Source organism: Aurantiacibacter zhengii (assembly GCF_003584125.1).
GTDB classification, from domain to species: Bacteria; Pseudomonadota; Alphaproteobacteria; order Sphingomonadales; family Sphingomonadaceae; genus Alteraurantiacibacter; species Alteraurantiacibacter zhengii.
The window spans coordinates 1-21,013 of the sequence record NZ_QXFL01000005.1; the positions used below are offsets into that span (position 1 = coordinate 1).

At 62.5% G+C, this 21,013-nt stretch carries 16 protein-coding genes and 5 pseudogenes; 6 read left to right on the plus strand and 15 right to left on the minus strand.

Going from position 1 to position 21,013, the window contains the following annotated elements:
• Positions 1–78: 78 nt before the first annotated feature.
• Together D2V07_RS11780 and D2V07_RS19215 are read right to left on the minus strand one after the other, a co-directional pair.
• On the minus strand, positions 79–1,452 hold the full coding sequence (locus D2V07_RS11780; RefSeq protein WP_119586016.1) for a transposase: 1,374 nt from the start codon (positions 1,450–1,452) through the stop codon (positions 79–81).
• Between the two features lie 94 nt (positions 1,453–1,546).
• A pseudogene (locus D2V07_RS19215) lies at positions 1,547–2,046 on the minus strand (IS6 family transposase); the annotation flags it as partial.
• A gap of 174 nt (positions 2,047–2,220) precedes the next feature.
• On the opposite strand from D2V07_RS19215, the gene D2V07_RS11790 reads away from it, so the two are divergent.
• The 4 genes and pseudogenes from D2V07_RS11790 to D2V07_RS19135 all read left to right on the plus strand — a co-directional run.
• Positions 2,221–3,930 (plus strand): FAD-dependent oxidoreductase, encoded by a 1,710-nt coding sequence (locus tag D2V07_RS11790; protein WP_158586823.1) that lies wholly within the window; start codon positions 2,221–2,223, stop codon positions 3,928–3,930.
• Positions 3,931–4,063: 133 nt separating this feature from the next.
• Positions 4,064–5,515 carry an FAD-dependent oxidoreductase gene (locus D2V07_RS11795; RefSeq protein ID WP_119587214.1) on the plus strand — a complete coding sequence of 484 codons (1,452 nt, stop codon included), beginning with the start codon at positions 4,064–4,066 and terminating at the stop codon, positions 5,513–5,515.
• Positions 5,516–5,822: 307 nt separating this feature from the next.
• Positions 5,823–5,984, plus strand: a pseudogene (locus D2V07_RS19130) (IS110 family transposase); the annotation flags it as partial.
• Between the two features lie 37 nt (positions 5,985–6,021).
• A pseudogene (locus tag D2V07_RS19135) lies at positions 6,022–6,300 on the plus strand (transposase); the annotation flags it as partial.
• A gap of 20 nt (positions 6,301–6,320) precedes the next feature.
• On the opposite strand, the pseudogene D2V07_RS11805 reads toward D2V07_RS19135, so the two are convergent.
• The 3 genes and pseudogenes from D2V07_RS11805 to D2V07_RS19145 form a co-directional block, all read right to left on the minus strand.
• Positions 6,321–6,527 (minus strand): annotated as a pseudogene (locus D2V07_RS11805) (IS3 family transposase); the annotation flags it as partial.
• Positions 6,528–6,595: 68 nt separating this feature from the next.
• Positions 6,596–7,059 (minus strand): annotated as a pseudogene (locus D2V07_RS19140) (DDE-type integrase/transposase/recombinase).
• Positions 7,060–7,186: 127 nt separating this feature from the next.
• The gene (locus D2V07_RS19145) at positions 7,187–8,134 is read right to left on the minus strand and encodes a DUF7146 domain-containing protein (RefSeq protein WP_456061944.1); all 948 of its coding nucleotides are present in this window, start codon (positions 8,132–8,134) and stop codon (positions 7,187–7,189) included.
• A gap of 39 nt (positions 8,135–8,173) precedes the next feature.
• On the opposite strand from D2V07_RS19145, the gene D2V07_RS11820 reads away from it, so the two are divergent.
• Together D2V07_RS11820 and D2V07_RS18850 are read left to right on the plus strand one after the other, a co-directional pair.
• A complete protein-coding gene (locus D2V07_RS11820) occupies positions 8,174–8,785 on the plus strand; it encodes a lytic transglycosylase domain-containing protein (protein ID WP_233548375.1) in 612 nt (203 codons plus the stop codon).
• Between the two features lie 58 nt (positions 8,786–8,843).
• Entirely contained in the window at positions 8,844–9,002 is a 159-nt protein-coding gene (locus D2V07_RS18850) for a hypothetical protein (RefSeq protein WP_233548376.1), read from the plus strand.
• Here the strand turns inward: D2V07_RS18850 and D2V07_RS11830 are convergent.
• The 10 genes from D2V07_RS11830 to D2V07_RS11875 form a co-directional block, all read right to left on the minus strand.
• Positions 8,987–10,156: a tyrosine-type recombinase/integrase gene (locus D2V07_RS11830; protein ID WP_119587216.1), complete on the minus strand. Its 1,170-nt coding sequence runs from the start codon at positions 10,154–10,156 to the stop codon at positions 8,987–8,989. The genes D2V07_RS18850 and D2V07_RS11830 overlap by 16 nt on opposite strands.
• Positions 10,157–10,516: 360 nt before the next feature.
• On the minus strand, positions 10,517–12,934 hold the full coding sequence (locus tag D2V07_RS11835) for a hypothetical protein (RefSeq protein WP_119587217.1): 2,418 nt from the start codon (positions 12,932–12,934) through the stop codon (positions 10,517–10,519).
• Positions 12,935–13,183: 249 nt separating this feature from the next.
• Positions 13,184–13,945 carry an anti-sigma factor gene (locus D2V07_RS11840; RefSeq protein ID WP_119587218.1) on the minus strand — a complete coding sequence of 254 codons (762 nt, stop codon included), beginning with the start codon at positions 13,943–13,945 and terminating at the stop codon, positions 13,184–13,186.
• The gene (locus tag D2V07_RS11845) at positions 13,938–14,513 is read right to left on the minus strand and encodes a sigma-70 family RNA polymerase sigma factor (protein WP_119587219.1); all 576 of its coding nucleotides are present in this window, start codon (positions 14,511–14,513) and stop codon (positions 13,938–13,940) included. The genes D2V07_RS11840 and D2V07_RS11845 overlap by 8 nt, the downstream gene beginning before the upstream one ends.
• 105 nt (positions 14,514–14,618) lie before the next feature.
• Positions 14,619–15,635 (minus strand): histone deacetylase family protein, encoded by a 1,017-nt coding sequence (locus tag D2V07_RS11850; RefSeq protein ID WP_119587220.1) that lies wholly within the window; start codon positions 15,633–15,635, stop codon positions 14,619–14,621.
• Positions 15,635–15,949, minus strand: a complete 315-nt coding sequence (locus D2V07_RS11855; RefSeq protein ID WP_147366959.1) for a hypothetical protein — start codon at positions 15,947–15,949, stop codon at positions 15,635–15,637. The genes D2V07_RS11850 and D2V07_RS11855 overlap by 1 nt, the downstream gene beginning before the upstream one ends.
• 89 nt (positions 15,950–16,038) lie before the next feature.
• On the minus strand, positions 16,039–17,229 hold the full coding sequence (locus D2V07_RS11860; RefSeq protein ID WP_119587222.1) for a dipeptidase: 1,191 nt from the start codon (positions 17,227–17,229) through the stop codon (positions 16,039–16,041).
• A complete protein-coding gene (locus D2V07_RS11865) occupies positions 17,226–18,806 on the minus strand; it encodes a serine hydrolase (RefSeq protein ID WP_119587223.1) in 1,581 nt (526 codons plus the stop codon). Before D2V07_RS11865 ends, D2V07_RS11860 begins: the two co-directional genes overlap by 4 nt.
• The gene (locus D2V07_RS11870; protein ID WP_119587224.1) at positions 18,799–19,953 is read right to left on the minus strand and encodes a YkvI family membrane protein; all 1,155 of its coding nucleotides are present in this window, start codon (positions 19,951–19,953) and stop codon (positions 18,799–18,801) included. The genes D2V07_RS11865 and D2V07_RS11870 overlap by 8 nt, the downstream gene beginning before the upstream one ends.
• Entirely contained in the window at positions 19,950–21,011 is a 1,062-nt protein-coding gene (locus tag D2V07_RS11875) for a DUF1611 domain-containing protein (RefSeq protein WP_233548377.1), read from the minus strand. Before D2V07_RS11875 ends, D2V07_RS11870 begins: the two co-directional genes overlap by 4 nt.
• Positions 21,012–21,013 lie beyond the last annotated feature (2 nt).

The following is a 21,013-nucleotide window of genomic DNA, read 5'->3' on the forward strand; positions in this document are numbered from 1 at the left end:
CTATTCCGTTGAAAAAGTCGCCGTTGGCTGCGTTGGTTTAGCTCCCCGGATCGAGGGCGAGTGAGGCCGCTGCCTCTCTCAGGCGGTGGCGAGGCCCGGCATGGGCCGCATCTTGGCCAGTTTCCGGAGGTTCTGGGCTGCGGCGGCGAGGTGGAACTCGTCTTTTGCTCCGTTGGGACCGCGCAGACGCAAGCGGTCCAGCTTCAGGATCCGCTTGAGGTGCGCAAAGAGCATCTCGACCTTCTTTCGCTGGCGACGTGAGACGAGATAGGCGTCACTTTTGGAGATATCGCGTGCCAGGTCGCGTGCGCCTTCGTGGACCGAGCGCACGATCTTGCGGGTCGCCGTGCGGGGTGCGCAGAGCTGCTTGAGATTGCATGCCTGACAGTCCTTCTGGCTCGCACGGTAGCGGATGAAGCCATCGGCATTGGCCAGCGGGCGCGGGGCCTTGAAGTTGCGGTTGGATGGTCTCAGCCGCTTTCCGCCAGGGCAGAGGTAACTGTCGTCCTCGGCGTCATAGGTAAAGTCGGACCGCGCAAGAGTGCCGTCGCTGCGTGCAGACTTGTCGAACACGGGGATATGGGGCTCGATACCCTTGTCCTCGACCAGCCAGGCAAGGTTCGGCGCCGAGCCATAAGCAGTGTCGGCCACCAGCTTCTCGGGCCACAAGCCAAAGCGCTCCTGCGTTCGCTCGATCATCCTTCGCTGCGCAAGCACCTCGGCCTGCCGAACCGATGTCGTCGCCTCGACATCGACGATCACCGCGTGATCGAGGTCGATCAGATAGTTGGTGGAGTAGGAGTAGAAAGCCGCATCGCGCGTCGCCGCAGTCCAGCGCGCAGCGGGATCGGTCAGGCTGACCCGCTTTGGTTCGACAGGCGTGGCTGCGCCGAAGGCTGCATCATCGAGGACCTCGAGATACTCAGCGACCGCGCGACCGGCAACTTCGGGCGGGAGGCCTTCTTCCCCCGGCACCGAACGTTGCCGGTGGACATCCGCGCGGATCAGGCTCGCATCGACCGCGAAGCCCTCTGCTCCCACCAGTCCTTCTCTCATGCAGCGCTCGACGGTCATCTCGAAGAGCTTGCGCAGCAGGTCGCTGTCGCGGAACCGGCCGTGCCGGTTCTTGGAGAAGGTGGAGTGATCGGGCACCGACCCCTCGAGATCTAGCCGGCAGAACCAGCGATAGGCGAGGTTGAGGTGCACCTCCTCGCACAAGCGGCGCTCCGAGCGTATGCCCATGCAATAGCCAATGAGGAGCATCCGGATCATTAGCTCGGGATCAACCGAAGGCCGCCCGGTCGAGCTGTAGAACGGCTTCAGGTGCTCTCGGATACCCGTCAGATCGACGAACCGGTCAACCGAACGCAGCAGGTGATCCTGCGGCACATGATCCTCAATGCGGAAGCTGTAGAACAGCGCCTCCTGCATCACCGTCCGCTCGCCCATCATCAGCAAATCTCCTGATTACGAAGATCACTGAATCAGCGGCTCGCCCTCTTCGCAAGAGGAGTTTTTCAACAGAATACACCCGGTTGTTGACCTAGCGTCCCGCCTCCTGCTTGTCGGCGTTGCCGAGCTCACCCATCGCCGCCTCGTATGAGCGCAGGCCGTTGGTAGTGATCTCGGCTGGCGAGCCGTGCTTCCTCAGCGCCTTCTTCACGAAGCGCAGTGCCGCCTTGTCGCGCGTCTTGGTGACTTAGCTCTCGAGCACCTCCCCCTCCTGGTCAACCGCTCGCCACAGGTAGTGCATCTCGCCGTTGATTCTTTACGTAGACCTCATCAAGGTGCCACTTCCCCTGGCGGAAGCCCTTCATCCGGCTCACCCGCTGGCACCGCACATCAGCGTCGAACATCGGTCCGAACCTGTTCCGCCAAATACGGGCGGTCTCGTGGCAGATGTCGATCTCGCGCTCGGAGAGCAGGTCCTCCACGTTGCGCAGGCTCAGCGGAATGCGGACGTACATCATCACGACCAAGGCGGATCATCTCGGGCGAAGAGTTGAAACATCGAAACGGGCTGACTGGTTTGCGGGACTTGGGCATTTCCGTGCCCTAGCTGATGACGCGTGTTTCGATAGCCGGTGCATTTGGTCGGAAAGTGCCCTGTCGCCACCTCAGTCCCCTCACCCGGGGACATAAATGCGGGTGGAAACATGTTTGTTGTTCGCGGCACGATGATAAAATGCGAACATGTAATCAAAGGGTGGTTTGCGGAGAGTGACGGAACCTGTTCCGAAAAACGATTTTGATGTTGTCGTCGTCGGCTCCGGCGCGGGCGGACTAACGGCCGCAATCGTCGCTGCGCAGCACGGACTTGCAACCGTCGTCATCGAGAAGACAGCGTATTTCGGCGGCACCTCGGCGATCTCCGGCGGCGGACTGTGGATCCCCGGAAATGATCACATGGCTAGCCTCGGCCTGTCCGACACCGCGGAAGACGCGGTACTTTACCTGCGCAACATCACCGGCGGTTATTTCGATGCGCGCAAGACAAAAGCATTCGTGAAAGCCGGGCGGGAGATGGTCTGCTACCTTGAGGATCGCACCGACGTGCGCTTCATGGGAGGTTTGATTCCCGACTATGAAGCAAACCAGCCCGGCGCATCGACTGGCCGCACATTATTGACCCAAAGCTTCGACGGCAAGGCGCTCGGCCGGGATTTCCAGTATCTGCGCCCCGCTCTCGGTCAGCTCGGCGTGTTCGGCGGCATGCAGATCGGTTTCGAGGACGCCGCGCATTTCATGGCGGTGCTGCGATCGCCGAAATCTTTTTTTTACGGGGCGAAAAGATTTCTGCGCTACGCTTGGGACCGAGTGCGACATGGGCGCGCCACCCGCCTTGTGAACGGCAACGCGCTGGTCGCCCGACTGCTGCTATCGGCGCGGCGGGCGGGCGTCGAACTGTGGCTAAAAACGGCGGTCACTGGTTTGCTTGAAGAACATGGCAGAATAGTGGGCGTTAGAGTTCAGAGGAACGGGCAGATATCGGAATTACGCGCGAGGCGCGGCGTTATCCTCGCCAGTGGCGGCTATGGCGCCAATCAGGCGATGCGGCGAGAGAACATGCCGATGGCGGACGCAGGATGGTCGCTGCAGCCCCCCGGCAATACCGGCGACGGAATTCGCATGGGCGAACAGGCAGGCGGATACTTCGTCCAGGAAAATATAGACAACGGCATCTGGGCGCCTATGTCGTCTATGACCGACGCATCGGGGAAAAGAATCGTCTTTTCACACATCATGCTCGATCGTCATCGCCCGGGCCTGATTGTGGTCGACAGCGAGGGAAAGCGGTTCGTCAACGAGGGCGCATCCTACCAAGCATTTTGCAAGGCCATGCACGCGCGCGGTATCGAAAGCGCATGGCTGATCGGCACCCATGCCGCCATTCGCAAGCATTCGATGGGCCTAGCGAAAGCCTCCCCCTTGCCCCTACGATCCTATCTCGCCAACGGATATCTGAAGAAGGCGGATACCATCGCGGCGCTGGCGATCCAACTCGGCATTCCACCAGAAGCGCTGACCGAGACCGTCGAGACGTTCAATCGCTATGCCGATAGCGGCATCGATGCCGATTTCCATCGAGGGGAAGATGTCTATTCGTCGTCGCAGGGCGATCCGGACCACATGCCGAACCCCAGTCTTGGTCCGCTCCGTCAAGGCCCCTTCTACGCGGTCGAACTGCGGCCGGGCGAACTGAGCACGCTTAATGGGCTCGATACTGATGCAAAGGCTCGGGTCATTCGCAAGGACGGATCTGTCATAGACGGTCTCTACGCCGTTGGTGTCGATGCAAATCCGGCGTTTCGCGGTGCGTACCCCGGCGGGGGAGCCAGCCTTGGACCGACAATGGCATTCGCCTATGTAGCGGCTCGTAATATCTCCGCGCAAAATCCCACCAGGCCGGCGAATGCCACCGGATCATGAGAAGGCCAGGTAACGTGGGAGATCATGCGCACATCCGACCCCCTCCTGGTTCGCTCTGGCGCGAACACGGCAAAACTGCCAGCAGGAGGCGCTAGGCGCCCGATGGCCATTGATGCCCTTACAGGACCACACCATGCATGATCCCACACCGCTGGACGAGATCGATCAGTTCGCTGAAGAAGCTGACGTCATCATTCTGGGCTATGGTATAGCGGGCGCCTGCGCCGCGCTTGAAGCACGACGGGCCGGCGGAGACGTTCTGGTGGTCGAACGCACGAGCGGCGCTGGCGGCGCCAGTGCGCTGTCATCCGGAATTTTTTACCTCGGCGGCGGCACCGAGGTGCAGAAAGCGGCTAACTACAAGGATACACCGGACAATATGTACCGGTCGATGATAGCTAGCATGGGGCCCGGCCAGGCCGACCTCATCCGGCGCTATTGCGACGGCAATGTAAAACACTTTGAGTGGCTGGAGGCTCAAGGTATACCGTTCGAGCGTAGCTATTATCCCGACAAGACGGTATTCCTGAACGGCACGCAGGGGCTGATGTGGTCGGGCAACGAGAAGGTCTGGCCGTTTCGAGATGCTGCGACGCCGGCCCCGCGCGGCCATCAGGTGGCGATGGAGGGCGACGCGTCAGGGGCCGCAGCCATGGAGGCGTTGGTAGCCCGGTGCAACGAGGCCGGCGTGCGCACCATCTTCGATACGACTGCAACGTCCCTGATCATCGACGAATCCGGCAAGGTGTGCGGCGTAACCGTACGCCAGTTTGGCGAGAGACGCCATTTGCACGCAAATCGCGCTGTGATTGTAGCGACCGGAGGTTACGGCCGGAATGAAAAAATGCTCGCTCGCTATTTTCCCGGCCTGCCGGACACGGCGGAGCCGATGGGGGTTCCCCATACCGATGGCTCCGGCATCAACATGGCCGCCGAGGCTGGCGGAGACGTTCGCGGCATGGATGGGCTAATCGCGACCGCATCGATCTACCCTCCGCCGCAACTGGTGAAAGGCATCATCGTCAACAGCCGTGGCAGGCGTTTCGTGGCGGAGGACGCTTATCACGGACGGACCGCATCCTTTATCATGGAGCAGCCGGACCAACGAGCGTTTCTCATCGTCGATTCCGAAATCTTCGCCTATCCCGAGATTGTGGGGGCCAACCATAGCCTGGTCGATGGGTATGAAACGACCGGAGAAATGGAACTAGGGCTCGGCTTGCCGCCTGGCTCGCTCGCCCATACGCTTGAAACCTATAACGCGCAGGCCGCACTTGGTCGCGATCCTCTGTTTGAAAAACATGCCGACTGGCTGAAACCGTTGACTTCGGCCCCTTGGGCGGCGTTCGACATCTCCTTCAATCGGTCGACCTATTACTACATCACCTTGGGGGGGCTGCGGATCGGGCCAGACGCGCGCGTGCAGCGCAGAGATGGCAAGTTCGTTGAGGGTCTTTACGCTGCTGGGGCATGCACTGCGCACCTGTCGCCGGACGGTAAGAGCTACGCGAGTGGCATGAGCCTTGGGCCCGGGTCGTTCTTCGGCCGCATCGCCGGACGTGAAGCGATGTCTACACCTGATTGATCAGCAGCCCGACAGCGGGGGCAGGCTGTCGGTCATAGCACACCCAGTCCGACGAATGAAAGGCAGCGCACTTCATCGATGAATTCTGCTCATCCGCGCCTAAAGCGGGGCTTGTCGAGCGCCGCCTGCATCGCTTCACAGCTTTCAAAACCATACCTCTCCGACGCCGTCGGTCGGCGAGTCACGGACCGTCCGGCTGCTATGTCCCTACGGCCAGTGACATTGCACATATCTGCGAGCATTGGCTCGCCCCTTTCCTCGGCATCGGATATGATGCCGGTGTTTGAGAAGGGAAAGGAGCGAACCGATGTCTATTGTGAGCCTTGGCGTTGATCTGGGCAAGAATTCCTGCAGCGTGGTTCGCGTTGACGCAGCCGGTGGGGTGGTCATACGCCGGTCGGTGCGGCGCCAGACGCTTATCCACTATGTGACGAAACTCCCGGCATGCGTAATTGCAATGGAAGCCTGCTGAAGCCGATGGGACTTTGTCGCAGCGCGTGCGCTAGTTGGTTTGCGAACTGCGTGCCGAATGGCAGGAACTCGATGCAAGGATCGAGGCGCTGAACGGCGAGTTCATAGAACTCGCGCGCAGTATTGCCGCCGCACAAAGGCTGACCTCCATCCCCGGCGTCGGGGTCTTGAACGCAACGGCCCTGATCGCGGCGGTGGGCGGCGCAAGCGGCTTCGCCAAAGCCCGGACTCCTGTGGCCTGGCTCGGTCTGGTTCCCCGGCAACATAACACTGGCGGCAAGCCTCGGTTGCTCAGCATCTCCAAACGCGGCAACAGAGATGGCTCGGTTTGTCTGAACACCTGGTTGGGCTGCGTTGCCGCCAGCTTGCACAGCAGGTAGGGATAGACCTTGTACCCCGGCGCTGGCTTCGACGCGTTTGGCCGGCGGTAGATAGCCCCGATCCGCATCCGCTTCATCAGCGTCGAGACGTGGAGCCGGCCAATCTCCACGCCCTCCTGCCGAAGCAGGTCGCGCAGCATTCGGCTGGCCGCGAACGGATAGAGCGGTGCTATCAGTCTAATCGCAACTTGTCTCCGATTGGCAGTGCTCTCCCCAACGCAGCGTCGGTTTAGGCCATGAGGTTCTGCCACTCGGCCAGTGCGGCCGAGCGGCGGGCCTTGTAGGTCTGTCTGTCGATCAGGTGGCGTTCGAGATTGAAGTGATTGTGGACGTTGGCTTAGACCGAGGCGAACTTCTGTAACGACTTCAAGCGCAGTGCCGCCTTGTCGCGCGTCTTGGTGACTTAGCTCTCGAGCACCTCCCCCTCCTGGTCAACCGCTCGCCACAGGTAGTGCATCTCGCCGTTGATTCTTTACGTAGACCTCATCAAGGTGCCACTTCCCCTGGCGGAAGCCCTTCATCCGGCTCACCCGCTGGCACCGCACATCAGCGTCGAACATCGGTCCGAACCTGTTCCGCCAAATACGGGCGGTCTCGTGGCAGATGTCGATCTCGCGCTCGGAGAGCAGGTCCTCCACGTTGCGCAGGCTCAGCGGAATGCGGACGTACATCATCACGACCAAGGCGGATCATCTCGGGCGAAGAGTTGAAACATCGAAACGGGCTGACTGGTTTGCGGGACTTGGGCATTGCCGTGCCCTAGCTGATGACGCGTGTTTCGATAGCCGGTGCATTTGGTCGGAAAGTGCCCTCTCTCCTCTTACTGCGCCGCTTTGCGGTGCAGCCACGCTGTAAGTTCGTCGTTCCAGTCTGTATCCGGTGCATATGGCTTTCGGACCTGGATCGTCCGTCCATCGCGGGCATAGGCAGCGAGGCCACGCGAGGCAGCCAGCTCGCCACCAGCATCATGATCGACGAAGAGATGGAGTTCGGTCACGCTCTCGGGCACGCTGACGATGCCGAAGCGCTCATTACCCAGGGTTGCCCAGACAGGAATTCCGGTGAGCGCATAGGCTGACATCGCGCTCTCGATACCCTCGGCAAGGCCAAGCTTGCCGGAAGCCGGAGCAAAGAGACGGACAGCAGCTGCACCAAGCGCGCCGAGTGCGCGCTTCGGCTTGTCGAAGCCAGCCTTGGCATTGCCCGACAGGAACGTGCGATGGATGGCGATCGGCCCCTCGTCGAGGCTGACAGCCGCAATCATCGCCGGCAAAAAGCGGGAGCGTCCCTTCGGACCAAGCGGCGTTCGTGGATGGAAGCGGAGCGCCGGAGATGCGGCGAGGATACCGCGGCTCTCAAGGTAAGCCTTTGCAGGACTGGCTCGCAAAGCTTGCGCTTCGCGCCAAATTCTCAGCGCTGCTGCAGAGGGTTTGCGTATCCTGGTCGGCTCGCAATGGTCGGCAGTTGCGGAACCGGAAAAAAGCGCAGGTGCCTCGAAACCGTCCCGTGCCAAGGCTGCAAGCACGTTCTGCTGATCGCATCCCGCAAAGCAATGGAAAAGGATGGCTTTTCGGCCGAGTGACACCCCGAGCGATGGCGTGCGATCGTTATGCGCGGGGCAGCAAGCCATGCCCTTTGTGCCCGACCATTTGCCGCCGCGAGATTCGCAGATGCGGCGAGCGGTCTCGGCTAGCGGATGGCTTGTCGTAACAACAGGCATAAGGGCTCCTTCGCAGGCTCCCCCATGGCCGCTGTCCTCCCCTCTCATCGATGGGCAGGACAAAGCATTTTCCTACATGATCTATTTATGTTCTATTCCGATTCGCTGCAAGCGATGGGAGTGACCGCGATGAAACTGGCTGTGCTGATTGGATCGATGGCGACTTTCGTCAGTCCTTTGGCACCTTGCGCACAAGCGCAAGAGTTCACGATGTTGGAGCATCGGTATGAGCCTCCTGAATCCGGCCCAGACCAAAGCCAATGGATTGGCGGTGAAACGCCATTGAGGGTGCAGCTTCAAGCATCCTATCGCGAAGCGCTCTACGAGCCGCTCATACGGAAAGCAGAAGCCCGGTATCGTCTGCCGCCCGGACTAATGCTGGCTCTGGTCTGGGCCGAGTCCCGGTTCAACCCGATGGCCATTAGTCCGGCTGGTGCTGCCGGCCTTGCCCAGCTGATGCCCGCAACGGCTCGCGAACTTGGCGTCAGTAATCTGCATGATCCAAACCAGAACATTGAAGGTGGCGCGCGTTATCTGCGCCAGATGTTGGACCGCTTTGGCGATGTTCATCTGGCACTTGCAGCTTACAACGCCGGTCCAGGCGCGGTGCCCCGCGCCGGTGGCATCCCCCGGAATGGGGAAACACCCGCATATGTCAGGAGCGTTCTTCGTCGATGGATGGCATACGGATCGTCATGAACAAGAATCGAAAGCGGATCAGCGGGCGACTAGAAACCTGCCTCCCGGCGTTGCCATTGTGACTGATGCTGGCGATCTCTGGGTTCATGAAGATGTAGATCTAGAAATTGATCGTTTCGGCAACGAAGTCACGACCGAGGGTGTCGCTGTCGGTCTCGACCGACGCGTGTTGATTGGCTTGGCGAAATCTAGTTTCGAAACTCAAAGTGCCAATTGAGCCAGCGCATGTTCCGCGTCGTTGCGTACCAAATGCCCATAATGTTTCTCGATCATGGCGACGCTCGTGTCCGACAGCTGAGCAACGGTCAGGATCGGCAGGCCTGCGCGCACCAAGTCGGTGATGACGCTGTGGCGCAAGGTATAAGCGGAGGTTGCCGGACGAAGACCTGCATCCTTCACGGCGTTCTTTATGGGACCTTTCCATTTATCCTTGGACCAAGGCACACCATCTGCTCGCACGAACATAGAAGCAGAGGGTAGTTTGCGCTTGCTCTGATCCGACAGAAAACCGGCGATGCTTTCAGGAACACTGATCTGTCGAGGAACACCATTCTTGTCGGCACCAATCGTAAGCGTTCTGGTCCTTTTGTCGAAGTCACTGACTTTCAGAGCGGCAAGAGCACCTGGGCGCAAAGGCAAGAGGCAGAGGCCACGGACAAATGGTTCGATGTCTTCAGCCAGCGCGGCGAGAAGTTTCTTTCGCTCGGCACGGTCTAAATAGACATCCCGACGCCGATCAGCGCCCTTGATTGGCTTCAATGCCTCTTGCCATGCGGCGTCCGTATTTGGGGCACCGGGAGAAAGAACCCGCCAAAGTGCCGCGCGAAGCGGAACCATATCACGATTAACCGTAGAGGCAGCTCGGGCCTTGAACCGAGGCTCGCCTTCTTTGCTTCGCGTGACAAGCGCTGGCGCGTTTTCGAGCCGCTTTCGCCATGCCCGCAAATGGTGCTTCCGCAGCTTATCCAACTTAACCTTGGCAATCGCGTCATCGTAGACGTGACGACGAAACACCCCTTCAGCAATAGGACCCGGCTTGTCTTCGAGATAGGCTCGACACGCATCTGCAACCGTGTCCAGCTTCTCTGACCGCAACCCTCCCGCTTCGACCAGTTCGGCGAAGGCTTCCGCATCCTTCTTTGCCGTCGCGAAGACTTCATGTCCGGACAGGGCACCATACGATCCAAGATTCTTGCGCCGGTATTTGCCTGCATCTTCATCATACGTACGGGCAAACCAAGAACCCTTCCCGCCGCGCCGGGATGGTCGATAGCCGACGTACCAGCCAGCCTGAAGCCGCTGCCAGTGAGGCTCCTTGTCTCCTCTCGGCTTCAGCTTTTCGCGCTCACCAATCTTGCTTAGATCAGGCATCTGCGGATCGCCTTTGTATGAAACGTATGAAACAAGTATGAAAAACTTGGGTGGATTGAATGAGACGAGTTTAGAAAAAACTATCTATTTTTCAAGGCTTTTTATGATCCCAGAAAATCCCAGATTGTCCGTAACCCCATCCTTCACACGGGTGGGGTCGCAAGTTCAATCCTTGCCGCGCCCACCATCTTTCCAGATGTTCCGCGAACTCGTACGCGTCTTCCAGAAAGCACCCAAAATGCACGCGCGTTAATCCAGCGCTTTTCCAGTGCGAGTTCCCCATAAAAAAGGGGCCGGAACTTTCGTCCCGGCCCCCTCTCCTGGTCCTCAGGAGATCTGGTGTTTAGCCATCCTTGCGCCTTACCAGGCGGCCTGGAACCCGGCACGTGCACCGACTTCGCCTTCGCTGAAGCCGACACCCACACCGCCGGTGAAATAGGTGCTGTCACTGATCCTGGCGGAGAAGGATGCGGACCCGGCGACCCGTTCGTTGAAGTAGCCAAAGCCGCCGGCGACGCCGAAGCTGTCCGTTGGCATCAGCACCGGGGATTCCATGGCGAGGGCAAGCGCGACGCCTTCGTTGGCCTCACGCAGGCCGCGGGTGTTCTCATCGGCGAGATCGAACAGCGTGGCAGTCTGCCCCTGCAGGTCGGCAATCGCGGAAGCGTTGGTGGCGATGTTCGCGGTGTTGGCCGCGATCAGGCCGGAATTGACACCGATGGCCGCCGTGTTGGAGCTAATGGCTGCCGTGTTTGCCATGACATCGTTGTTGCTCGCAAGGCCCGTCAGGCCAACCGTGCTGCTGAGACCAAGGGTCCCGTTGGCATCGGCGGTCACGAAGTTGATCGGCCCGGTCTGGACGCCGGTGCTGGTATCGAGGCTGGCGACAACCACCTGCCCGTCCTGCGTTGCGGTCGCTCCATTACCGATGGCGACGGAGTTGGTGCCCGAGGCGACAGCCTGGTTACCCATCGCAATCGCACCGTCGCCGCTTGCGACGGCAGCTTCACCGACAGCAACCGAGCGAACGCCGTTGGCGTTGGCGAGATGGCCCAGGGCCGTTGCCCGCTCCGCATCGGCGATAGCGCGCCAGCCGAAGGCGGTAGCGCCCGGCCCCATGGCCATAGCCTGTCCGCCGACCACCGTCGTGGATGGTCCGCTGGCAATGGTAGCCATGCCCATGTCACCGTCGCGGTTGCCGCCGATGGCGATGGAATCGCCTCCTTCGGCTACGGCAGCGTTACCGATAGCGATGGCGTTCGAGCCCGAGGCGACAGCGTCTTCACCGCCGGCGAAGCTCTGGTCGCCCGAAGCCGTGGTCTGGTGACCCACTGCGGTGCCCATCGCGCCGCTGGCAACGGCCTGCCAGCCGAGAGCCGTGGCACCTGGCGTGCTGGCGATGCTTTCGCCGCCGATTGCGACGGTGGAGTTGCCGAGCGCCTGCGCGCCGCCGGAACCGTCCACGCCGCCGCCGAGGGCAACAGCGTCGACCCCATTGGCGATTGCGCCTTCACCGATGGCCGTCGAAGCAAGGCCGGTTGCGGAAGCCAGGTGGCCCAGAGCGGTCGCACGTTCGGTGTTGGCCATAGCCTGCCAGCCGAAGGCAGAAGCTCCCGGCCCGGTGGCGACGCTTTCGCCGCCTACCGCGCTTGTCGAATTGCCACTGGCGCTGGCATTCGCGCCCACCGAAAGGGCATCGACCCCGTCGGCGAAGGCACCGTCGCCAGAACCGGCAGCGTCACCACCGATGGCGATTGCACCAACACCGCGCGCTTCGGCGTCGCCGCCAACTGCGATGCCCATTTCATCGAAGGCAACCGCGCCGTAGACGCCGCCATCGACGTTGCCGCCTACCGCGACAGAACCGCGTGCAAGTGCGCCTGCCGCTTCACCTACAGCGACTGCCGAAAAGCCATCGGCGGTGGCGAGGTGGCCGAGCGCGGTGGCGCGCTCTGCACTAGCGACCGACTGCCAGCCGAAAGCGGAGGCTCCCGGCCCGGTGGCGACGCTTTCGCCGCCCACGGCACTGGTGGAATTGCCCATCGCCATGGCCGTATCGCCGATGCTCAGCGCATCAATGCCGTTGGCAATAGATTCGTTGCCGATCGCGGTCGAGAAGTCGGTTTGCGCGTCGGCATTCTCGCCAATGGCGGTGGAGCGTACGCCCTGCGCAGTCGCCAGGTGGCCAAGCGCGGTTGCGCGTTCAGCAGAGGCCTGTGCGCGCCAGCCGTAGGCCGTTGCGCCCGGTCCACTGGCAAGGGCCTGTCCGCCAACGGCGGTTGTCGAGGGACCGGTGGCTGTCGTGGCCATGCCCATGTCGCCATCGCGGTTGCCGCCAATGGCAATGGAATCGCCACCTTCCGCGAGCGCGGCGTTACCGATGGCAATGGCATTCGTGCCCGAAGCTACGGCGTCTTCACCGCCGGCAAAGCTCTGGTCGCCCGATGCGGTGGTCTGGTGGCCGACCGCCGTGCCCATGGCGCCGGTGGCATTGGCCTGCCAGCCCAGCGCAGTCGCGCCGGGGGTGGTGGCGTTCGATTCGCCGCCGATCGCGACAGTGGAGGGGCTGTCCGCGTTGGCATCTTCGCCGCAGGCCAGGGCATCTTCGCCGTTCGCCGTGGCATTCGCCGTGGTGCTAGTCGTTCCGTCTTCGGTGAGCAGACACTCGTATCCCGTATCTCCGGAGATTTCCTGCGCGGCAGCGGGGGCGGAGATCGCCATCGTGGCGGTTCCGGCCAGCAGGGCCATACCGAACGTCTTTGTCAGGGGAGTATTCATCGTGCATTCCTCTTCGTTTCTTGGACCAGGAAACCATGGTCAAAGGCCTTGGAGGTTCGCGGGATTGATTGGACTGCGTACACTTTGCATCCCCGTTCCAGCATCGGCCATGGCCATGGCGCACATCCGCTTTCCGGATGGCAGGGGGAGCTACGACGCACCCGGCGCAGTGGATGCACCGGGTGCGAAATAAATTTTCAAGCCTCTGTTTTCACAGGGCTATTTATTAGATTTTTTTGAAGAAGCGGATCAGATGCGGGTAAGGCCGCCGATCACCAGGATATCGCTGCCGGGTGCCGCGTGCGGCGCGGTCGAGGCATCTTCGTAGGTCACCGCAAGGGATGCGCCTTCCACCAGGCTGGCCCGTTCCGCCTCTGTCAGTTCACGCTCGAACGTGCCACCTGCCGGGATCAGGCCGAGCGATTGCGGGGCGCCGCCATCGGGCACCACCCAAAGCTCTGTGGCCTGCCCCTCGGCAGGATCGAAGCCGTTCAGGCTGACGGCGATCTGGCCCGCCCGCGGATCGACGAGGCCGGAGAGGCTGAGCTCGCCGTCCTCGCTCTGCAGCTGGGCAATCAGCCTCTCGCCGGAAACGGGTGCGGCTGTCTCTACCGGTGCAACCGGCGAATTGGTGGTTGTCGGTACGACAAGCAGCGTGAGTGCCACGGCTGCTGCGGCGGCTGCGCCCATGCCTGCCCCCAGCGCCCAGCCGGAGAAGCCGCGTCGCGCAGGTTCGGGTATCGCCTCGACTGCTCCACGGGAAGGTTCGGCAAGCGCCTCTATCTTGCGCTTGATCGCAGGCCACACCGCAGCGGACGGTTCGAACTCGCCGGCTTCCTCCGCCATGCAGGCAAGGCGCAGCCGCCACCAGTCCACGCGTTCGGCAAATTCGCGGTCGGACAGGAACAGGCGCTGGGCCGTCGCAAGCTCCTCGCCTTCCAGCACGCCGAGAGCATATTCGGCCGCCAGAATGTCGGGAGAGCCGGAATCGATCGCGCTTTCGTCAGCCATGGTCGAGGCAACCCTTCAGGCTGACGAGGCCACGTCGTATCCAACTTTTCATCGTTCCCAGCGGTACTTTGAGACGGCTGGCCAGTTCGCTGTGCGTGAAGCCCCGGAAGAATGCCATGCGAATGCAGCGGCGGTGATCCTGCTGCAAGGTGTCGAGGCATTCCTTCAGGCGCTCGCTTTCCTCGGCGTCGCAAAGCATCTTGTCCGCGTCGGGGCTCTCATCGGCGATTTCCGGCAAGGCATCGTCGCCGATTTCGCCACGGCGGCCGACTTTCCGGACCGCATCGATGGCGGAGTTTCGCGCTATGGCGCAAAGCCAGGTAATGGGGCTTGCCCGCGTGCGGTCGAACCGCCCGGCGCGCGACCAGACCTTGATATAGGTTTCCTGCAGGACATCTTCCGCCGTCTCGCGATCCCGCACGACCTGAATGATCACGCCGAGCAGCTTGGCCGAAGTAAGGTCGTATACGTGCTGCAACGCCTCCTGCTTGCCATCTGCCACCGATTGCATTGCTTCTTCCAGCGCAGCGCGGCGATCCGTTCTGGAAAGTTCGTTGGCAGTTCCCATGGCGATTGGACTACCAAGTCATTTGCAAAAGAAAAGAAATAAGTTCGCCGACATTCAAGGGACTAGCGCAATTTTCCTCTTTGTGCGCCGACAGTCGTCCTGCCATCAAAGGGCAGTCGCTATCCCGGCGAGAAAGCTCGCCGTGTTCGCGCCCAGGTCTCCGATTGCATAGCCGCCTTCCATCACCACCAGGATCGGCACGCCGATGGTCGCAACAAGCTGCGCCATCTGCTCGTAGTCTTCGGTGCGCAGCAGGAATTCGGAGATGGGATCGCCGGCGAACGTGTCGGCCCCGAACGAGACCACGACCAGCTCGGGCTTCCAGGCACTCAGCCTTTCGACAACGCCCGCCAGCGCATCGCGATAGGCGTTCCACTGCGTACCGCGCGGGAGCGGGACATTGAGCGTAGTCCCCTGCCCTTCGCCAGCCCCGCATTCGTCGGCGTGTCCCCAGTAGAAGGGGTAGTCGGTCGAGGGATCGGCGTGGATCGAGGCGAAGAAAACGTCGGCGCTTTCATAGAAGATGTCCTGCGTGCCATTGCCGTGATGGTAGTCGACATCGAGAACTGCGACACGCTTCGCGCCAGAAGATAGCGCATGCCTCGCCGCGATGGCGGCGCTGTTGAGGTAGCAATAGCCGCCCATGTAATCGTGGCCCGAATGATGGCCGGGGGGCCGGCACAGGGCAAAGGTGGCCGGTTGCGTGCCGGTCAGCAGGTCTTCCAGCGCGGTGAGCGCGGTCTGCGCGGACCAGTATGCGGACTTCCAGGTATCCCTTGCGATCGGGGTCGCCGCGTCGAACGCGTGCCTGCCCATTCTGGCATCGATCCGCTCCAGCGAAAGCGCGCGTCTGCGCCGGACCGGAAAGGCGTAGGGGATCGCGTCCCCGCCTCGCCCGGTCTGCTGCCAGTCCGTCCAGGCATCCTGCAGAAATTGCAGGTATTCCGGGGCGTGGACAGCTTCCAGCGGCGCCATCCCGAAGTCGCGCGCGGGCTGGCAATCGAATAGCGCGGCAATCGATTCCGCCCGTGCCGGCACCTCTGCGTAGGGGGCCCAGGCGCCGTTGTGCAACTCGCGCTCGGGCGCATGCTCGGTTTGCCGGGGATCGAAGATGACGCGCATTAATCGGAACTCCGTTTATGTCGCGAACCCGGCATCCGCTGGGATGGTCGATGTGCCGGAACTGGCTGAAGCGCAAGGTTCGGCGCGTGATCGGCGGCAATTTCGGTGAATGTCAGATCGACGTGTCGAACCCCCACCAGCGAACCCATTTTAGCGGATACTACCGGGGCGAGCTGCGCGCCCAGGTCCGCGCTTTCCAACTGCACGATCATGTCCCCGCCCCGCCGCGTCACGGTCATCTCCGGAGCGCCCAGGTCGTGCTGCGAGAAAAAACCCAGCAACCGGCTGAGCAGCGCCGCGCTCGGTTCGCCCACGATCGTGAAGGAAGAGCAAATTGTCATGCTGCAAAAGCCGGAGTGTCTTGCGTTCGTACCGGTCGAGATCGGCCCGTCGGGCCGCCATGTCAGCGCCTGGCGGCGGCCTGCGCCTGGCGCACGATCCGCAGCACGTTCCCGCTGGTCATCTTCTCGATCTGCGCGGGCGTGTATCCTTCCTCGAGCAGCCGCCCGGTGAGGTGCGGGAGGTCGGAGATTTCCATCAACCCCTCGATCCCGCCCCCGCCGTCCCAGTCCGCGCCGAAGCAGACATGGTCGACCCCGGCCACCTCGATCACGTGCAGCAGCGCGGCGAAGAAGGTCTCGAAATCGGTGTCCCACAGCGGCTGAGTCTCGTCGAGGGCGCGCCAACGACGGACGAGTTCGGCCTGTTTCTCCTCGCTCATCGAGGCGATGTTTTCGTACTGCGTGAACAGTTCGCCGCGCTCGCCATCCAGGTTGATCTCGCTGAGAAAGATCGTCGACGCGCAAATCGCCCCGCCGCTGGCCGCCAGCCTGCGGATGCGCGCATCGTCGAGGTTGCGCGGATGGTCGTAAGCGGCACGCGGCGATGTGTGCGAAAGGATGATGGGCGTCGCGGACAGGTCGACCATCTGGTCGAACGCAGCATCCGAGGCGTGGCTGGCGTCGATGACCATGCCCAGGCGGTTCATTTCAGCAACCCATTCGCGGCCCAGGGGGCTAAGGCCGTTCCAGCGCGCTTCACCCGTGGCGGCATCGGCGAACTGGTTGGTGGCAGAATGCACCGGCCCAGCCATCCTGACGCCGCGGTCGTAGAATTCCTGCAGCAGGGAAACGCTTTCACCCAGTGGATATGAATTCTCGATGCTTTTGAAGCCGAACAGCAGGCCCTGCGCGGCCAGCGCTTCTGCCTGTTCGGCCGTGGTGACAGGGCGGATCATGTCGGGATGCAGGGCCAGCTCGCGGTCGATGGTGTCGGACCGGAGCCGCGCGAAGGCCAGGGCATCGCGGTATCCCTGGTCCATCAGTTCGCCCTGTTCGGTGTAGATCACGAAGAACCCGCCATCCAGGTTGCCCGCGGCCATGCGGCCCAGATCGACTTGGGCAATGTCGTTTTCAAGCGTATGCGCCTGAGAGAAATCCCATCCGGGCCGCCCGAAATTGAGCGGCGTGTCGAGGTGCGTATCTAGCACCAGCAGATCGCGGTGGATCGCCTCGACATCGGTTTCGACAGGCGGCGTGGTGGTGCAGGCTGCGGTTGCCAGCAGCGCGGCGACGCAGGCAAGGTACTTGCTCATGGTGTCTCTCTTACCGGACGCAGGTCCAGGTCATGATAGTTGAAACTGAAGTCGGCGATGGGGGATGCGGCGGCCATCTTTACCCGCTCCACTTGCCCCTCGGCATCCAGCTGGAAGGTCACCAGCGCAGGTTCGATGCCGCTGTCGGTGAACTGCGTGACAAAGGTATCGTACTGGTAGTGAACCAGTGGGCCCTGCATGTCGGGGGTGGTCGCGAAATCGACCCATAGCCCGCCATCACGCTCGCTGACCACAACGTCGCCATACCAAGGATCGCGGTAGGTCCCGGCATAGGCAGTTCGGGTCAGCGAAGGGCCGACATCTGCCGGATCGTCGGCAATGGCGGATACCGCAGCAATGCCGCGGGACTGCATGTCGGCGATAAAGCCGTCGAACTTGGCGGGCCAGTCGTGGAACGGCGCGTCGATATAGTGGTCCAGCAATTCGTACATCAGGCCGCGTCGAAGGGCCCCCTCCTCGGCATTGACGACGATGGCGAGGCCGACGTTCTCGTCGGGCAGGAGGGCGACCGCAGCTATCGAACCGAACACCGCACCATTGTGCCAGACAAGCCTGTGACCGCGGTAATCCTCCACTGTCCAGCCGAGCGCATAGGCGGTGTAGTCGGCGTTGGCGACGGCGAGGTCGCCCGGCCAGGTGGTGGTGGGCATCACGGTGACCGGCTGCCACATCTCGCGTGCCGTTTCCTCGCTGAACAGGCGGCCTCCACCCGGCAGCGCGCCGTGCGCCAGCTGGATCTTCAGCCATTGCGCCAGGTCGTTGGCGCTCATCGCGATGCCGCCCGCTGGCAGCGCGGCCGCGCCAAGCTGCTCGTCCTCGTCCAGCACCGACAGCGGCCCGTCGCCGCGCACCCGGCCATTCACGCGCGCATGTCCCAATGCGCGGTTGTCCTCGGCGTAGCGCATTGCATAGCTGGTGGTGGAGGATGTCATGCCGCCGCGATCGAGCACCTCGGCCTTGACGTATTCCTCCCAGGTCTGTCCCGTCACTTCCTCGATCAGCTGGCCCGCCACGATGTAGAGGATGTTGTCGTAGGCATAGGCGGAGCGGAAACTGGTTGCCGGTTCGATATAGCGCAGCCGCTCCACCGTTTCGCGGCGCGAAAGCTGGCCGCGGGGCACGTAGAGCAGGTCGCCCGCCCCCAGCGCCAGGCCGCTGCGGTGAACGAGCAGGTCGCGGATCGTGATCTCGTTGGTGACCCACGGATCGTACATGCGGAACCACGGCATGTGGTCGATCACCTTGTCGTCCCAGTCGATGACCCCGTCATCGACCAGGGTTGCCAAGGCAGCGCTGGTCAGCGCCTTTCCGGTCGATCCGGTGTAGAAGATGGTATCGGCATCGACCGGGTCGTTCGTACCCATTTCGCGCACGCCCCAGCCCCGCGACAGGGTGGTTTCCCCGTCCTCCACGATGGCAATGGCAATGCCCGGCGCGCCCGACTGCGCGCGCAGGGTCTCTACCCGTTCGACGAAACCGTCCGGCGGGTCGGCAAATGCCGGACTGGCCAGCAATGCCAGCGGAAGGGCGGCAAGGGCGATCAGGAGTCTAGACATGGGCAGTATCCGTTCGTGGGGAAATCTTGCCGCCACTCGCGGGCCTGCGCAACCGCAGGACACCGACCGTCAGCAGCGGTATGACGAAAGTGAAAAGGAAGACCAGCGCCATCAGGCGGTATCCCGAAGCGATAAGGTCGACGAGACCGATGGCTGTGGCAGCGAACATGCAGCCGACAAGTACGGCCACGGTAAGGCCGGGGCGAAACCAGCGCGGCGCCGGCTTGTCGGGGTGCCGTTTGGCATGAAGGTGGAGGGCGCGCTCGTTCAGGGCGTGGATGACGCCCACCCCGCTTTCGAGCAGGGCACCCAGCACCATGATCTGGAACACGAAGCGGAACGCGGGACTGTCGAGCCGCTGGAGGATATAGTCGGACGGCAGTGTGGCCCCCAGGATATCCGGATAGAAGGCCGTCATGGCGATCAGGAACGCGAGGGCCGGCAGCATGGCCATCGGTCCGGCGATCACGCCCGCAATTGCGGCGTTACGGCGCGAGGTAAAATGGGTGAGCAGCGGCAGGATCATCACGGCTGCCACGATGTTGTAGATGCCGTAGGTTATTCCCGACACTGGCCATTCCGGCGAAATACCGCCTGCTGCCAAAGTTTCGCCAATCGGGCCGCCGAACCGGGTTAGCGCCAGCACGAGGAACAGCGCGTAGACGGCGTAGAGGAAGCAGGAGACGACCTTGAACATCGTTTCCACTGCGGCCTCCCCCGCGCCGGCAACCAGCGCAATGACGAGTGCCAGCAGAACCGTGCCGACCCAGGGAGGAACGGGGAACAGGCTGGCGACCACCTCGCCCGCCGCCGCACCGAAAACGGCCAGCAGCAGGATGCAGAAGGCAATGAAGCAGAGTTCGAAGACGATGGCAGCCGGGCCGAGCAGCTTTTCGATGAAGGCGCGGTAATCGAAGGCCTGCATGTGAAATGCCAGGGCGAATGTAAGCGCGGCCACAATGCTCCACATGACCGTCGCCACCGCCATCGCAAGCAGCGCCCCGGTCGGCCCCTGGCTGAGAAAATACTCGGCCAGTTCGCGCCCGGTCGCATAGCCTCCGCCGATGATGACGCCTTTCAGCGCGAGCGCGGGCAGCAGGTAACGCCGGAAGAAGGTGTTGCCACCTGCGGTCGCGCCATCACTCACAGCAGGCAGTTATCGACGAGCCGGTCGAAATTCGCCTCGCCCCGCACCGGATCGGCGACAGGCAGGCCAAGGCGCTCGCTCTCGGCAGCACACAGCGCGCCCGCGTCTTCGGCAGACATGCCGGACGTGTTGAAACTTACGCCCCCGCAGCGGATCGCCGGGTTGGTTAGCCGCCCCAGGCGGATCGTTAGGTCGATCACATCCTCCACGCTTGGCAAGGCAAAGCCCTCCAGCCCGAGGATCATCGTGCGCCGGGGATCGTGACACACGACGAAGACATCGGGCTGGCTGCCGTGCAGGAGACCCAGGGAAACCGCGGCGTAGGCGGGATTGAAAAGCGACCCCTGCCCTTCGATCACGTCCCAGTGGCCAGGTGCTGCATCGGGGCTGAGTTTTTCCGCCGCCCCGGCTTCGAAATCGCTGATCACGGCATCCATTGGAATGCCGCCGCCCGCAATCATAATGCCGGTCTGGCCGGTGGCGCGAAAGTCGGCCTCCTCACCCCTCGCCACGAAAGCGCGGTGCAGCGCCAGCGCCGTGTATTTCTTGCCCAGCGCACAATCGGTGCCGACCGTCAGCAGCCGCTTGCCGCTGCGCTTGCGTCCGTTGCCGACGGTAATATCGGGAGGCGGAACGCGGACATCGATCAGGCGCCGGTCGTTGCGGCGGGCCGCCTCGGCCAGTTCGGGGAAGCTTGCCAGCCGATTGTGCAGGCCGCTGACGATATCCAGCCCCGCCTCCAGCGCGTCGACTAGCGCGGCACGCCACGCTTCGGGAATGACGCCGCCGGGATTGGCAACCCCGATCACCATCGCTTTCGCACCGGCGGCAGCGGCCTCGGCAGGGGACATCTCGGGCAGACCCGTGCTCACGCCCGTTTCGCCCAGGGCAAATTCGCCGACGCACTTGTCCGCCGCCCAGTCCGCCAGGCCGAACGCGGTCTTGGCGAAGCTGGGTTCGGTCACGTCGCCCAGGAACAGCAGATAGGGCTGCGGCAGGGACAGGTCGTCCGCTGGCTGTCGAACGGGCCTTTCGGCAATGATGGCGGAGGAGGACAAGG

Bases quoted from the DNA above. Each gene is read 5' to 3' on its own strand.
- D2V07_RS11860 (WP_119587222.1), bottom strand. From the start codon at position 17,229: ATGAGCAAGTACCTTGCCTGCGTCGCCGCGCTGCTGGCAACCGCAGCC.
- D2V07_RS11795 (WP_119587214.1), top strand. From the start codon at position 4,064: ATGCATGATCCCACACCGCTGGACGAGATCGATCAGTTCGCTGAAGAA.
- D2V07_RS11820 (WP_233548375.1), top strand. From the start codon at position 8,174: ATGTTCTATTCCGATTCGCTGCAAGCGATGGGAGTGACCGCGATGAAA.
- D2V07_RS11865 (WP_119587223.1), bottom strand. From the start codon at position 18,806: ATGTCTAGACTCCTGATCGCCCTTGCCGCCCTTCCGCTGGCATTGCTG.
- D2V07_RS11840 (WP_119587218.1), bottom strand. From the start codon at position 13,945: ATGGCTGACGAAAGCGCGATCGATTCCGGCTCTCCCGACATTCTGGCG.
- D2V07_RS11845 (WP_119587219.1), bottom strand. From the start codon at position 14,513: ATGGGAACTGCCAACGAACTTTCCAGAACGGATCGCCGCGCTGCGCTG.
- D2V07_RS11830 (WP_119587216.1), bottom strand. From the start codon at position 10,156: ATGCCTGATCTAAGCAAGATTGGTGAGCGCGAAAAGCTGAAGCCGAGA.
- D2V07_RS11835 (WP_119587217.1), bottom strand. From the start codon at position 12,934: ATGAATACTCCCCTGACAAAGACGTTCGGTATGGCCCTGCTGGCCGGA.
- D2V07_RS11780 (WP_119586016.1), bottom strand. From the start codon at position 1,452: ATGATGGGCGAGCGGACGGTGATGCAGGAGGCGCTGTTCTACAGCTTC.
- D2V07_RS19145 (WP_456061944.1), bottom strand. From the start codon at position 8,134: ATGAGAGGGGAGGACAGCGGCCATGGGGGAGCCTGCGAAGGAGCCCTT.
- D2V07_RS11850 (WP_119587220.1), bottom strand. From the start codon at position 15,635: ATGCGCGTCATCTTCGATCCCCGGCAAACCGAGCATGCGCCCGAGCGC.